Origin of the sequence: Specibacter sp. NPDC057265 (assembly GCF_042668835.1) — a bacterium.
In the GTDB taxonomy this organism is placed as follows: domain Bacteria; phylum Actinomycetota; class Actinomycetes; order Actinomycetales; family Micrococcaceae; genus Specibacter.
Genome location: NZ_JBHUYE010000013.1, coordinates 1 through 14,503, shown reverse-complemented (window position 1 = coordinate 14,503; position 14,503 = coordinate 1). Strand labels below are relative to the sequence as shown.

Genomic DNA, 14,503 nt, shown 5'->3' with positions numbered 1-14,503 from the left:
AGGGAAGGCTAGGCCGGCTGTACGTCAGGCTGGGCGTCAATCCAGTTTGCTAAAATATCAATGCCCTGGGCCAAGTTGTAGCGTGGAGTCCAACCCAAGACGCGTTGTGCGTCGGACACATCAGCCCAGGCGTGACGTACATCGCCCTGACGGTACTGACCCGTCACATGGGGTGCGGGAGCTTGGTAATGCTTGGCAATTAGTTCCGCTGCAGTTCCAATGGTTTGGAATTCCCCGGACCCGATGTCCATGGGTTGGTCTTGGACAGTGGGTGAGAGCGCGCCGGCAACGATGGCGGAGGCGACATCGTCAATCAAGATGAAATCGCGGCGCACTTCGCCATCTTCGTACAAGGGAATGGATTTTTGACCCATCGCCATCCTGCAGAACAAGCTCATGATGCCTGTATAGGGATTGATCAGCGACTGCCCGGGTCCGTACACGTTTTGCAGACGCAGGATAACCGTCTCAACGCCGAAGGATTTAGCCCATGCTTGAATAATGTGTTCCTGAGCCAATTTGGTGCCACCGTAGACACTAACCGGTGCGGGAAAGGTGTTGGCGGCCTTCATGGGAAGAGGCCTTGCATCAGTAAAATCCCATTGCTGGGCGTCCAGGGTGGCGCTGGTGCGCTGACCTGGGTACAGCACCGTGCCATCGGTGCGGGTCCAGGCGCCTTCGCCGTAAACCGCGCGGCTGGAGGAGAGAACGATTCTCCGCGGAAGCTTGCCGTGGCGGCTTAACCCATCGAGCATTTGAGTGGTTCCCACAACATTTACGTGGGCGTGCCGCGTTGATTCGTTCAATGACTGGGCGGTGCCTGTTTCAGCCGCCAGGTGGATGACGACGTCGGGGGTCAGGCCTGCCAAAACGGTATCCCAGGTCTTGGCCTGTGCCACGTCCCCAATGATGAGTTCGGCACCGGCAGCAAGCTCGTCAGGGCGTTGACCATTGGCGTGAATTTGGGGGTGCAGATTGTCAACGACCACCACACGGTCAAAGGCTTCAACCAGGGCTGCGGAAATGGCGCAACCAATAAAACCGGCTCCACCGGTGACAAGTACTGTTCCACCCTGGCGGGAGGCAGCGGATGTTGTAGTCACAATAGACCTTTCAAAGAAATTTAATTGCCGAAAGCGTGGCGTAAAAGTGCCTTCATGGCCACGAAATGCCGGGTGCGAATGGCTCTTGGGAGCAAAGCTAGTGCGTGAGCCCTGGACATAAGCCGCAGCTTCGCGGCCCGGTCGGTGCGGTTCCAGCCCAACGCGCGGGCTTGGCTGGCAGCAAAATTGAAATAGTCGCGTTCGCCCGCAAAACGTGAACCGTCCACCAACTTCGTGGAGGAGGCGCTTTCGGAGTGGCGCCGGTAGGCGAAGCAGACGGTTGGATCCACCAGCAACTGTGCACCTTGATAGACCATGTCCATGGTCAGGGCCACATCTTGAATGATCGGATATCCGTCGCGGAAATCAACTTGTTGTATTTTGTCTGTTCTAAATGCCAGCGAGGGCCAGTAAAGCCAGACCCCATGCATGAGATTTGTCGCCAAAGCCTCGCCGGACAGCAGTTGCCGGCCTCGACTGCGTGGTCGCATGATTTGCTGCTTTACAGTATCTGCCAGTGTCCGCACTGAACCTCCGTTTTCGTCAATGACGTCAACCCCGGGCTGAATGATAGACGCGTCCGGGAATTGTACGTGGCAGCTGAGTACGGTGGAAACATAATTAGGCAGCAAAAGATCATCACAGCCCAAAATCACCATCATTTCCTGCTTAGCCAAGGCAACACACGTGCGGTAGTTCGCTGTGATGCCCTCATTGACGTCCTTGCGGAGGTACTTGATGCGGGGATGAGCCAAGTCGGCAAGATGCCTTTCCACACTCCGGTCCGGGTAGGCATCATCCACAATCGTGAGCTCCCAGTCGTCACTATCCTGGGCAAGGACACTGTCGACGGTGGCAATCATGTATCCCGGATCCCCCCAGTAGGGGATGAAGATATCCAACGGCATCAGTGGCCATCTCTTTCTTTAGTTTCGGCGCGGTTTGTTGCGGCCATGCCGGTGGAGAGGCTTTCAATTTGGGTGCGCAAGATGGCAACTTCCTCAGCGAGCGTCCGGGTTTCATCTTCGAGCCCAGACAATTCCAACGACAAATGAAGACACACGCCCAACAACAGGAAAATGCTCAGAATGAAGAGCAGATTCGACGGAAGTTGGACCCCCACCAATTCCGAGGCGATGTTCAACAACTGTGGAAAGGCAGCCAAAATGACTGTCAACATCCCGACAAACAGCCACAGAGTGGCGTATTTCTCCCGGAATTTTTTGCGGCGGAGCATTTCCAATACAAGGGCCACAATGGCAATGGCAAGTAGTAGGGCTGCGAGATTTGTCATGAACTACTCTCCAATTGTCGCTGCGGTTATCGGCTGATTGGAGGGGACTACCGAACGCTTTCGAGTAAAAGCAAACAGGAGCGCAAAAATTGACCGACCCAAGTAGATAGCAGCTTTCAGGGGATTGTGGCTTGGTGTACCCCCTTGGCGGGGACGCATCTCAACTGGCACTTGGGTGACTGTACATCCTGAACGAAGGGCAACTACCAGCGAATCAATCGTGTCGCCCAGGTATTCGGCAGGATAATGGTCCAAATATTGGCTGATGGCCCTGTCATTGGCAGCCCGAAACCCACTGGTGACATCTGTCAGTTTGGTCTTTGCGACTACAGAAATTACTTTGGCCAGAACCAACATGGCCCACTTGCGGGGGCCACTGACGGTGTAGTCACCGCGGTCGGCAAAACGGGCCCCAATGGAAATGTCCGCGTGTTGCAGGCCCGCGAGAACCTCGGCGATATTGCGCGGATCATGCTGACCATCGGCATCGACTTGAATCACTTGGGCGTAACCAAAACGGCGCGCATATTTAAAGCCGGCACGCATGGCTCCCCCCACACCGAGATTGAACGGCAGATTCAATACAGTTGCTCCGGCGGCGGCTGCCACGACGGCGGTCCGGTCAGTGGATCCATCATTGACCACGAGGACGTCGTAGCTGGGATCTGTCGCCAAAACTTCCGTTACTGTATTAGCTACAGCCTCTTCTTCGTTCCAAGCGGGCATGATGACGAGCACGCGCTGGCTGGGCAAGGAATTCATAACATCCAAACTATATCAAGTGGACCATGATTGATTTTTTTGCCATCAACAGTGGCTGCTAACTAGCTCAACCGTTTTTCCAAAGCTGAAGGAATGCGCCCGGATTTCGAGGTTAATCCGTCCCGCAATCCCGCGACGGCGGCTGTGAGTAGTTTCACTTTTTTGGGGCTAAACAAGAATCGGAGCAAATGAGCCTTGGACTCCTCGATAAGTCGCCGAGCAACCCATTGCGGGTTGCTGCGAAGGTACCGTTTACTCAAAATGGTCCCATTGCGGCAAATGTAGTAAATCCGGCTGGGGGAGTGATAGTTGAATCCAATGTCCCGACCCAGCACCCGCACTTTGCGGCCCAAAATTTTTGCTTGGCCCCGTTCCCCCAAGTCATGTTCAATCGTGCAGTGGGGGCCAATGAGGGTGGCCAGCCCGGCGGTTCGGCAGCGCATGGTGAAATCCGAATCCACGCCATCGATAAAGAAGTCAGCGGCAAAGGACCCTACGGTTTCAATGGTTTCTCGGGGGATGAAAAAGCCCGACTGCATGGGGTCGAAGGCCTGGCTAAAACCCTGCACGGATTTCCATGCGGGGCTGGCATGGCCGCTGTAACTCGCGGCGCAAATGAAGCCGACCTTAAGCCCGGCTGTGCGCGCCCGTGTCAATGTCTCCATGGCACGGCGGACGTAGTCATCAACGAGAACGGAATCTTGATCCAAAGTGATGAGGTAATCGGGGCAAAAGGATTCTTCAGCACGCATCACGCCGGCGTTGAGGGCCGCGCCAATGCCTTGGTTGGTGGCTTGGTGCACCACCATGGCACCTGCTTGTTCCAGGTCCGCGAAAATTTGGGACGAAGCCGCCGGCGAGCCGTCGTCCACAACTATAATGTGGGCCACTTGACGTGCCAGGGCTTGAACGGTGTGCACCAAGGTCGCGGCAGGCTTATAAGCGGCAATGACCGCAGCCACTGTGTACAAAGAGTCATGGTCAGCCATTGTCGCGTGAATTACTTTCATGGTTGAGGAATCGCAAAGCAGGGAATAGGAGTGTGGCAAAGAGTAGGACCTCACTGAGGGCCATGCCCATGGCAACTCCTACGACGTTACCCCCCAGACCTGAAATGAGCATGAAGGCCACCCCCAGCACGGCGGAAACCAGGGTCCAGCGCAGGACCAATGATTTTTTGCCCGCCGGGATGAGCAGATTGCGGATGAAGGGGGTGCTGGCCGAGAGGAACGCAAAGGAAACGCCGTAGTAGAAACAAAGCTCTGTGCTGGCCTGGATTTGCCCTGCGAAGAGCAATTTGCTCGCGAAGGGACCAAAGATTGTCAGGATTGCCGCCCCGACCACACCCAAAATGGCATGGGACCAGATAGCGATCAGGTGACGGCGCCGCCGCTCGCGGATGCCTGGTTCAATGGTCCAACTTTGGAAGGCGTTCCCCAGGGCCACAATGGTGAAAATCCCAAACCTGTACAAGGTGTCAGCTGTAGCCAGGGAGCCGGAGGCGACGGCAGGAGTGGTGGCTGTGGCGATGGGCGTGGGTGTGGACGCGTAGGCATTGGCCGCTACGTTGATTCCCGCCGTGTGGCTTTGCGCCTTAATGTCACCTAAGGCCTGGCCAATGTTGCGGGGAAACCAGCTGCCCGTTGGGGCCAGGCGTCGGTGGAACAAGATCAATGCGAGCACCGTTGCAGCTGCGAGTACCAGCGTGTAGTTCCACAGCTGGTGGGTGAGCAGCAGCAAAGGCACCGACAATGCGGTGGCAATGAATCGCGGGATGGTGTCAAAAAATGCCAGCAGCCTGGGCTGGCCCATGCCGATGCAAAACCATGCCGGAGACATGCCCGCAAGCATGGAGGCCATGGCCATGCTGACGGCGTCAAAGCGGAAATCCGGAGCTGCCACCCAAGCGGAGACAATACTCACAACGGGCAAAACAAAAACCAGCAAGATGATTCTGGTCCGCAAACTGCTCAGATAAATGGCGCCCCGGTCCCGGGAATTTTCTGCACGGGCAATGGAGACCGGACCCTCAATATTCCAACCCCACATCAACACTGTGGCCCCGAAGGTGCCAATGGCCTGCCCGGAGATGACGCTGGAAATTCCACCGGCGCCGACAAAGCCCGCAATCACGGGCAAAAGCAGCAACGGGGTCACAAGGGACAACAGGGGCAAGAACGTAAACCCCGAAAGTCGCAGCAGAACGGTTTTCATATGGGCGGCGGAATCCTTGCAACAGTTGGGTGATTTGGACAATCTTACTGGAGGAGCTTGGGACGGCGAATCATCTAGACTGACCGGTGGCGGTCTTCAGGGAATTTTCGTGGTGACCCAAACCAGAGCTTTGAAAGTGAAGAGTGAACAACATGTCAAATGATCCGTCGCCGGGGCAGCAGGGCATCCGCGTGAGCGTCTGCATGGCCACCTATCACGGGGCGCGCTACGTGGCAGAGCAACTTGAATCGATTCTGGCGCAAGTGGGGGCCAACGACGAGGTTGTTATTGTCGATGACGCCTCGACCGATGACACGGTCGCTGTCATCAAAGCCTTCAATGACCCCCGAGTGCGATTGATCGAGGGGACTAAGAACCAGGGATATGTCAGGTCTTTCGAGCAGGCAGTCCTCGCCAGCGCCGGTGAGTTTGTTTTCTTGGCGGATCAAGACGATGTCTGGATTCCCGGGCGACTTGAGCTGATGTTGGAACAATTGCAAAGCCATTTCGTGGTGGCATCCAACTTTGCCGTCCTGGGCGGCGGCTCCCGCGGCAAAGTCACTGAACTGAAGGCAGCCGATTCAGATCATTATGTGAGAAATATTATTGGCGCTGTTGTCGGGTATCGTCCCTACTATGGCTGTGCCATGGCCATGACACGTCAGCAGGCCAACATTTTTGCCCCAATTCCGCACTTTATGGTGGAATCGCATGACTTGTGGCTGGCACTTTGCGGCAACACAGCGAAGTCAATGGCACATCTAGCGGAGCCAACTTTATGGCGTCGGCTTCACGAAGAAAACGTCACTCCACGGGGTTGGCGTTCCTTGCGGACAATTGTCCTGGCGCGGGTGATGATTGTGCGGGCACTCATTGAGGCCTTCAAGCGAACGAGAGCCCGCACATCCTAGAAACGAACCGAGTCAACTTTTCTTAGCGACAGGCTGTTCGTCAACTGCCAAGTGTTCCCTCGAACAATTCCGACGGTGGTGCGGTTGTCACCGTTCCAGTCGCCAATGGCCGGCGAGTCGGTGGCTACGCCAAATCCGAAGGCGTAGTGAACGGGCGGGAACAGTTGGCTGTCGGTCAGCCAGTAGCTGCCCCTGCGCCAAACACCGAAGGTGTCCCAACCGTCAGCATTCCAGTCCCCAACCACGGGGATGTCGGAGGCAACACCAAAGTTGGCCGCCACGTCCACCCGGGGGCCTGGGCCCTGTGAGTTGGTGACCTGCCAGCTTCCATTGCGGAAAATACCAATGGTTGTTTTACCGTCGCCGTTCCAGTCGCCCGTGATGGGAGTGTCAGAACCAACGCCGTAGGATTGCACAATGTCGACGGTTCTCTTGGTCACGCTATTGCTTAGTTGCCATGAACCATTACGCACGATGCCGATGGAATCTATCCCGTCGCCGTTCCAGTCGCCGACAACGGGTTTGTCGCCTGGACTGCCAAAGAAAAAGCATGTGCGCTTATTTCCGGGTATTTCTAGGCACCACTGAGAGTCCTTGTACCAGCCGACGTACGACTTTCCGTCCCCTGCCCATTTCCCACTCAGTACTTTGGCACCCGGGATGAGGCCAACGACCGCCTGCGGCGAAGCAGGAGGTTTCGGGGCAACAGTTTTAACCCCTGCCAAGGTCCGCAACTGGTCCATGGTGCCGTTGAAGACGTTCTGGTCACCGGGGAAGGTGGCAGGGATGCTTTGCCCGGCATCGGCAAAATTGTTGGCGTATTGCCAGAAAGTGTACGCCGGCCATTTGCCGGGCATCCACGGACTGGACGCGTAGTAGGCCGCAATCCATAACGGGTTCGAATTGGCAAAGGCGTTGCTTCCGCCAAGGCACTCTTGCCAGAAGTAGTAGCTGCTGTAGATGACGGCGTCTTTACCGGTGGAGGATTTGATGGTGCTGGTGAAATCCTTTGCCCAGGCGACCAAGGCCGACGGTGTCATTCCGTAGCATTTGTTAGTGCCGTCACTGGCGACGTATGGATTGTCTTCTATGTCGAGGGCTGGTGGGAGCGTTTTTCCGTCAGCGGTCCATCCTCCACCCGAGGCCAACATGACGCGCGCCTGGGAAGATCCGCTCGATACATTGGGGCGGGCGAAGTGGTATCCGCCGCGCAACAGACCGGCATTGGCGGCACCATTGTATTGTTGGGAAAAGTAGTCATTGAGCGTCCAAGGACCCTCAGACGTTTTAACGTAGGCGAATTTGGCACCATTGTTCTTGACGGCGGTCCAATTGACGTTTTGCTGCCAACCGCTCACATCCAGTCCTAGAGGTTGGCCTTCCGTCCCGGCAGGCTGATCCCTAACAAATGGTTCCGCGCCGCGCGCAGCGAGCGGGCGCGCTGCCGACGAGGGCCCTTGTTGCCCGGCTTGGCCCATGACAGCGCCACCGTCGCTGGGGCGTTGCGCGACCACCGTAGCGAGCGCTGTAGCTGGCTCCGATTGAACCGGAACCGGAACCGGAACCGGATCCGGCACGGCGGGCTGAGGCGTGGCACTCGGTGGTGCCTCCGGTGAAGTGGTGATGGCCGACGTTGGCGATGGTGTGGGGGCTGACGTGGTCGGCGAAGCGGTGGCTTCCGCTGTGGGGGAGGCTGCGCTCGGACCTGCACCTAGCCCGCCCAGAGCAAGGGCAGCAATAGCCAGAGTCGCCACATGAGTGGCTAGGGGGCGGATCTTCATAGTTTCCTTGCGTGCTTAATGTGGCGGATTCCTGCCAGCGGACAATTCACCCAAATCGCGTTGCAGTCCTTACGTGGAAGCTGCATGGAGGGTTAGCTCATATTTCAATGGTACTAGGGCGGCCTCACATAGTGACGCCGAGGCGCCATTGTTAGCGCCGAGCACATGGCCCCACGTTCCGGAAGTCACGACTGGCGTTCCCGTATGCTGGATTCATGCGAAATCTTCTTGTGACCGGCGGAGCCGGCTTCATTGGGTCCAACTTTGTCCACTACGTCTTGGAAAATACCGATATGTCCGTCACGGTGTTGGATAAGTTGACCTACGCCGGTAATTTGGCCTCTCTTGATGGTCTGCCGCCGGAGCGGTTCACGTTTGTGCAGGGTGATATCTGTGATGCTGGGCTGGTGGACACCTTGGTGGCAGGTGCCGATGCGGTCGTGCATTATGCGGCTGAGTCCCACAACGACAACTCGTTGCATGATCCACGTCCGTTTTTGGACACCAACATCATCGGTACCTATACGTTGATCGAGGCTGCGCGCCAGCACAACAAGCGTTTTCACCATATCTCCACTGATGAGGTGTATGGAGACCTGGAGTTGGATGATCCGCAGCGGTTCACGGAAGAAACGCCTTATGCTCCTTCCAGCCCGTACTCATCGACGAAGGCTGGCTCGGACCTGCTGGTGCGCGCTTGGGTGCGTTCCTTCGGTCTGCAGGCAACCATCAGTAATTGCTCCAACAACTATGGTCCGTTCCAGCACGTGGAAAAGTTCATTCCGCGTCAAATCACAAATGTCATTGATGGCATTCGCCCGAAGTTGTATGGCAAGGGCGAGAATGTGCGCGACTGGATCCATGCCGATGACCACTCCTCTGCCGTGTTGGCGATCCTTGAAAAGGGGCGGATTGGTGAGACGTACTTAATTGGTGCTGACGGGGAAAAGAACAACAAGGATGTGGTGGAGCAGATCCTCACACATATGGGCTTGCCCGCTGATGCCTATGACCACGTCGTCGACCGCCCAGGTCATGACCTGCGCTACGCCATTGAATCCGAGAAGTTGCGTACCGAACTCGGCTGGACGCCTGCGTTTGCCAATTTCGACGCCGGTATCGAAGAGACCATCAAATGGTACCGGGACAATGAGTCCTGGTGGCGTCCGCAGAAGGCTGCCACTGAAGCAAAGTACAGGGAACAGGGCCAGTAGATCATGATGATGGAGTTCTCCAAACGGCTCAAAACGACCACAACCCCCATTCCTGGTGTTGTGCTCTATGACCTTCCGGTGCATGGCGATAACCGTGGCTGGTTCAAGGAAAACTGGCAGCGCGAAAAGATGATGGCCTTAGGTCTGCCTGACTTCTCCCCGGTCCAGAACAACATCTCATTCAATGAGAAGGCAGGAACCACTCGGGGTATCCACGCCGAGCCGTGGGACAAGTTCATCTCGGTTGCTACGGGCAGAATTTTTGGTGCTTGGGTGGACCTGCGCGAGGGCGAATCTTTTGGCGCCGTATTCACCGCGGAGTTGGATCCCTCGCAGGCCATATTCATTCCCCGGGGCGTGGGTAACGCATTCCAGACGCTTGAAAATGACACGGCCTACACATATTTGGTCAACGACCACTGGTCCGCAGATGCGCAGGGACAGTACACGTTCTTGAACTTGGCAGACGAAACAGCTGCAATCGCTTGGCCGATTCCTTTGGCTGATGCCGAGTTGTCTGACAAAGACAAAACGCATCCTCGTCTCGCCGAGGTAAGTCCCATGCCTCCTAAAAAGACTCTCATTTTGGGGGCCGACGGACAGCTGGGCAAGGCGCTGCGTGCTATTTATTCCGATGATACAAGTGTGGAATTTGCGGCCCGTGCTGATTTTGACCTCGGAAGCGATACAGCCTATGCGGATCGGAATTGGAAGAATTACTCGTCCATCATTAATGCGGCGGCCTACACTGCCGTCGACGACGCAGAAAAGCCTGCGGGCAGAAATGCTGCTTGGGCCATAAATGTCACAGCTGTGGCCAAACTGGCTAAAGTGGCGTCCGCCCATGGGATTACTCTGGTACATGTCTCCAGCGACTACGTCTTCGACGGCACCATGGGGCCCCACCGCGAAGACGAGGCGTTGTCCCCTTTGGGTGTCTATGGTCAAAGCAAGGCAGCAGGCGATGCAGTGGTTTCCCTGATTCCGAAGCACTATATCGTGCGGACCAGCTGGGTCATCGGGAAAGGCAACAACTTCGTCAAGACGATGGCGTCATTGGCGGCTCGTGGAGTGGCTCCCGCAGTGGTAAATGACCAAATAGGTCGCTTGTCCTTCGCGGAAGACATCGCGGCAGGAATTAAGCACCTTCTTGATTCTAAAGTCGCGTACGGTGTTTACAACCTCAGCAACGATGGGGAGCCCCAGTCTTGGGCAGACATTGCAGCTGATGTGTACGAACTCACTGGTCACCCTCGTGACTCCGTTACAGGTGTGAGCACGGCAAAGTACTTTGAGGGAAAACAAGCAGCTCCCAGGCCTCTGGAAAGCACCTTGGAGCTTGGCAAAATCAAAGCAACAGGCTTCAAGCCAGCAACTGCCGACAAGCGCTTGGCTGACTATTTGGAGAAAGGAGCAGACGCTTAACATGAAGGTACTTGTCACCGGCGGAGCCGGATATATTGGGTCACACACTGTCCTCTGCCTACTTGAGGCAGGTCATGAAGTGATTGTTTTGGACAACTTGGCAAATTCCTCCGCCGAATCTTTGCGCCGGGTCCACGAGTTGACCGGGAAAAAAGCTCAATTCGTGGAACTGGATTTGCTTGACGCGCCCAGCGTGGATGAGCTGTTCGCAAGCTCTGAATTTGATTCTGTAATCCATTTTGCAGGCCTGAAAGCCGTAGGGGAGTCCGTGGTGGAGCCGCTCCGCTACTACCAGAACAATGTTGTTGGTACGTTAAATCTGCTTGCCTCCATGAACAACCATGGTGTGCGCACACTCGTATTTAGTTCTTCAGCGACGGTTTATGGTGCTACTGAAGAGGTTCCGATGGTGGAAAAAATGCCACTGGACGCAACTAACCCATATGGACGTACGAAAGAACAAATTGAGGATATTTTATCCGATTTGGGCGCAGCGGATCCCTCTTGGCGCATCGCTTTGTTGAGATACTTCAATCCTGTGGGGGCCCACGAATCGGGCCGTATTGGGGAGGACCCGACGGGTGTGCCCAATAACTTGCTTCCTTTCGTAGCTCAAGTGGCCGTCGGCCGTCGTGAAAAAGTGATGGTCTTTGGCAACGATTATCCAACACACGATGGAACGGGAATACGCGACTACATTCATGTAATGGACCTTGCTGCTGGCCACTTGGCTGCACTCGATTACTTGCCCTCTCACCAAGGCGTCTACCGTTGGAACTTGGGTTCTGGCAAGGGCTCGTCGGTTCTGGAGGTTATCCAAGCGTTCGGAGAAGCGGCCGGCAAGCCGGTTCCTTTCGAGTTTGCTCCACGTCGCCCGGGTGACACTGCCGTCAGCTATGCCGACCCCTCCGCAGCATTGGCAGATCTCGGTTGGTCCGTGCATCGGAGCTTGAGTCAAATGTGCGAGGACCACTGGCGCTGGCAAGTGAATAACCCTTCGGGCTACGGCAGCTAAATTATTTCTGGAAGGGTTCCCGCCTATGGAGGTGGGAGCCCTTCCCCGTGACTAAAACACGCTCCGGCTCCAACGACCAGTGCAGCGCGCGTTGTGAGCTTTGCCTCTGGTGCCCCTTTTCAAAGGGAGACCTCAGCATGACGCGGTACGGTTGAATGCGGGGGTAAATGTTGCAAAGGCCATAAATATTATTAGAGGTACCGAACCATGACTGAAGTCACTGTCCAACAGCCGAACAAGGCGGGAAGAGGATCGACGGCAAGTAAACGGGCGGGTGATGCGCTGCAGCCGCGGAAGTACCGCTCGGAGGTCCAGGGTCTGCGGGCTTTGGCCGTCCTTATGGTGGTTAGCTATCATGTCTGGTTCGGCCGTATCTCTGGCGGTGTGGATGTATTCCTGTTGATTTCAGCATTCTTGCTCACAGGCCAATTTGCCAGAAAAATGGAGTCAGGCCGGCCTCTTGAACTTCTAAAATATTGGACCAGGCTGTTTAAGCGCCTTCTCCCAATGATTGCTGTTACGTTGTTGATTACATTGGGAGCCGCATACTTTTTTCTCCCGGAATCCACATGGATGAGTCTCTTTGATCAGACGTGGGCTTCACTTTTTTATTATCAAAACTGGCACCTTGCCGCAGAAGCTGTAGACTATTATGCTGCGGACCACAGCTCCGCAAGCCCTTTGCAACACTTTTGGTCCTTGTCAATACAAGGACAAATATTTATCCTGTGGCCCATAATATTTGCGGTGACAGCGTTTTTGTCGCAAGTTTTTAGACTGAAGGCCAAGCGGCTGCTTATTTGGATGTTTTGTGGAATTTTTTTGATTTCGCTTGTTTTTTCCATCATCACTACGCAAAACAACCAGTTGTTTGCTTACTTTGATACGCGAGCCAGGCTGTGGGAATTCGCGTTGGGTTCAATTGTCGCGCTTATATTGCCGTCCTTGCGGTTGGGTCGGATGGTACGCCTTTTCCTAGGCTGGCTGGGCGTCGTCGCGATGATCAGTTGCGGCCTCATCCTGCAGGTAGGGCAACAATTCCCTGGATACATGGCCCTGTGGCCCACGCTCGCGGCGGCATGCGTCATTGCCGCAGGACAGACCGGAAGTAAATTTGGTGTAGACCGGCTCTTGAGTGCTAAACCACTGGTCAAGCTGGGTGACAGCTCCTATGCCTTATACCTTTTCCATTGGCCCGTTTTAGTGATTTTTTTGGTTACTTCCGGAAGGGATCAAGCAGGGCCTAAAGCAGGACTGGCGATTATCCTGCTGTCAATAATTGCGGCGTGGGCGCTGACTAAATACGTTGATGATCCGTTGCGACGCCATGCATGGTTTGCGGAGAAGTCGAGTCGATCCCTGATTGTTATTCTTGCATGCATTGTCAGCGTCGCGGTTCCCGTCACGGCATGGCAGGCGCACATAAATAATTTGAATGAATCTCTTTTGGCCAATGCCAGCAAAAATAATCCGGGTGCTGCATCGCTGTGGCCAGGATATGTGGACAATTCAAACCCGGATGCCCCCTTGCTTCCCTTGTTCGCTAACATTCACGCCGATTGGCCGGTTTTTCCTGAACCATGTATTGCCGATGAGGAAGAGAACATCAATCTGTGCACGAATGGCAATGACGGGGGTGAAAAAAGCGTCGTGATATTGGGGAGTTCCCACGCGCATGTACTCAACACGCCTATCCTTGAAATGGCTGAGGATTACAACTGGAACGTTACATCCATGACCATGGGTTACTGTCCCTTGGGCCTAGACCCAGCTGCTGGATTGACGGAAGCCTGCGTGGCTTTCAACCAAGAAAAATTCAAGGAGGTACTTGATCTAAAGCCGGATCTGGTGGTCACGACGAGTACCCGAACCAGCGCTTTGCCGGAGGTGGCAGAACAACTGGATTCCTCCTGGGTGGAGGAAGCGGCTGCCCTAAATGCTGCTGGCATCCAAGTCTTGGCGTTTCGTGACACGCCCCGGTTTATGCAGTCGGTACCGGAATGTTTGGAGAATAATCCAAATGATTACGCTCAGTGCAGTACCCCGACGAACGAAATATATCCCGCTGTCTCTCCCACAGACCCGCCTCCGCCGGTGCTCGGCAAGACTTCATTCATTGACTTGACCAGCAGCTTTTGCAGTGAAACCTCCTGCCCTGCGGTCATTGGGAACGTAGTTGTCTACAAGGACGACAATCACGTCACGGCGACCTACATGAAAACTTTGCGACCCATATTTGAACGAGAATTCCTCGCAGCAACGGGATGGTAGGCGGGCGGATCTGACTGGGCATAATTTTTGAACGGACTCTTACTGCCTTGATTTGGATGTTAAAGGATCTGAAATCCCGTGAGGTCCTGGCATACCGCCAGTGGGATGGCTTGTTTGGGCGCATTCAAAGAACCGTGACTCGCGTCAAGGCATATCAGCGACTGTGGTCCTCACCCGGGGGAGCCCGCCACTTCGAACGAAACTTGTACCGCGGGCCAGACACAGCAAGAAGTGCAGCGATGCCGTCGCCACAGCCATGAGCGGCCACAAGAGGAGGGGCTGAGCAACGCGGCCAAGCAAACTAATGAAGCTCTCGGCCACTCTGAAATCTTTGGCTGGATCCTACAACTGAAACGCGATTCCAAGCCAAGTGCGCCCGTATTTCCAGAATGCAAAGTAAAAACATTCATGAGCATCATGAATATTTTTCTTTTTGGGGGCCAGCAATATTGCGGTTGGGGGCCACCATGGGAAAGCGGGATTATTGTCCTTAGGGGCCACCCGTAGCGTTCC

At 55.3% G+C, this 14,503-nt stretch carries 12 protein-coding genes; 5 read left to right on the top strand and 7 right to left on the bottom strand.

Annotated features, from left to right (window positions below):
- Positions 1 to 8: 8 nt before the first annotated feature.
- From ACFUCV_RS10430 to ACFUCV_RS10405, 6 genes are all read right to left on the bottom strand, one after another.
- Positions 9 to 1,103 carry an NAD-dependent epimerase/dehydratase family protein gene (locus ACFUCV_RS10430; RefSeq protein WP_380815306.1) on the bottom strand — a complete coding sequence of 365 codons (1,095 nt, stop codon included), beginning with the start codon at positions 1,101 to 1,103 and terminating at the stop codon, positions 9 to 11.
- Positions 1,104 to 1,123: 20 nt separating this feature from the next.
- Positions 1,124 to 2,011, bottom strand: a complete 888-nt coding sequence (locus ACFUCV_RS10425) for a glycosyltransferase family 2 protein (protein ID WP_380815304.1) — start codon at positions 2,009 to 2,011, stop codon at positions 1,124 to 1,126.
- Positions 2,011 to 2,397, bottom strand: a complete 387-nt coding sequence (locus tag ACFUCV_RS10420) for a DUF2304 domain-containing protein (RefSeq protein WP_380815302.1) — start codon at positions 2,395 to 2,397, stop codon at positions 2,011 to 2,013. Before ACFUCV_RS10420 ends, ACFUCV_RS10425 begins: the two co-directional genes overlap by 1 nt.
- 3 nt (positions 2,398 to 2,400) lie before the next feature.
- Positions 2,401 to 3,159, bottom strand: coding sequence for a glycosyltransferase family 2 protein (locus tag ACFUCV_RS10415; RefSeq protein ID WP_380815300.1), 759 nt, complete (start codon positions 3,157 to 3,159; stop codon positions 2,401 to 2,403).
- Positions 3,160 to 3,221: 62 nt separating this feature from the next.
- Entirely contained in the window at positions 3,222 to 4,148 is a 927-nt protein-coding gene (locus ACFUCV_RS10410; protein ID WP_380815298.1) for a glycosyltransferase, read from the bottom strand.
- Complete coding sequence (locus ACFUCV_RS10405; protein WP_380815296.1) at positions 4,141 to 5,373, bottom strand: polysaccharide biosynthesis protein; 1,233 nt, start codon at positions 5,371 to 5,373, stop codon at positions 4,141 to 4,143. Before ACFUCV_RS10405 ends, ACFUCV_RS10410 begins: the two co-directional genes overlap by 8 nt.
- A 152-nt stretch (positions 5,374 to 5,525) precedes the next feature.
- Between ACFUCV_RS10405 and ACFUCV_RS10400 the strand changes: the two genes are divergently transcribed.
- Positions 5,526 to 6,284 carry a glycosyltransferase gene (locus ACFUCV_RS10400; protein ID WP_380815294.1) on the top strand — a complete coding sequence of 253 codons (759 nt, stop codon included), beginning with the start codon at positions 5,526 to 5,528 and terminating at the stop codon, positions 6,282 to 6,284.
- Here the strand turns inward: ACFUCV_RS10400 and ACFUCV_RS10395 are convergent.
- Positions 6,281 to 7,642: a GH25 family lysozyme gene (locus ACFUCV_RS10395; RefSeq protein WP_380815292.1), complete on the bottom strand. Its 1,362-nt coding sequence runs from the start codon at positions 7,640 to 7,642 to the stop codon at positions 6,281 to 6,283. The two genes, ACFUCV_RS10400 and ACFUCV_RS10395, sit on opposite strands and share 4 nt — an antisense overlap.
- A gap of 638 nt (positions 7,643 to 8,280) precedes the next feature.
- On the opposite strand from ACFUCV_RS10395, the gene rfbB reads away from it, so the two are divergent.
- From rfbB to ACFUCV_RS10375, 4 genes are all read left to right on the top strand, one after another.
- Positions 8,281 to 9,279: a dTDP-glucose 4,6-dehydratase gene (gene rfbB, locus ACFUCV_RS10390; protein ID WP_380815290.1), complete on the top strand. Its 999-nt coding sequence runs from the start codon at positions 8,281 to 8,283 to the stop codon at positions 9,277 to 9,279.
- A 3-nt stretch (positions 9,280 to 9,282) separates the two neighbouring features.
- Positions 9,283 to 10,704: a sugar nucleotide-binding protein gene (locus ACFUCV_RS10385; RefSeq protein ID WP_380815287.1), complete on the top strand. Its 1,422-nt coding sequence runs from the start codon at positions 9,283 to 9,285 to the stop codon at positions 10,702 to 10,704.
- 1 nt (position 10,705) lies between these two features.
- The gene (gene galE, locus ACFUCV_RS10380; RefSeq protein ID WP_380815285.1) at positions 10,706 to 11,719 is read left to right on the top strand and encodes a UDP-glucose 4-epimerase GalE; all 1,014 of its coding nucleotides are present in this window, start codon (positions 10,706 to 10,708) and stop codon (positions 11,717 to 11,719) included.
- A 207-nt stretch (positions 11,720 to 11,926) separates the two neighbouring features.
- On the top strand, positions 11,927 to 13,990 hold the full coding sequence (locus ACFUCV_RS10375) for an acyltransferase family protein (RefSeq protein WP_380815282.1): 2,064 nt from the start codon (positions 11,927 to 11,929) through the stop codon (positions 13,988 to 13,990).
- Positions 13,991 to 14,503: the final 513 nt, after the last annotated feature.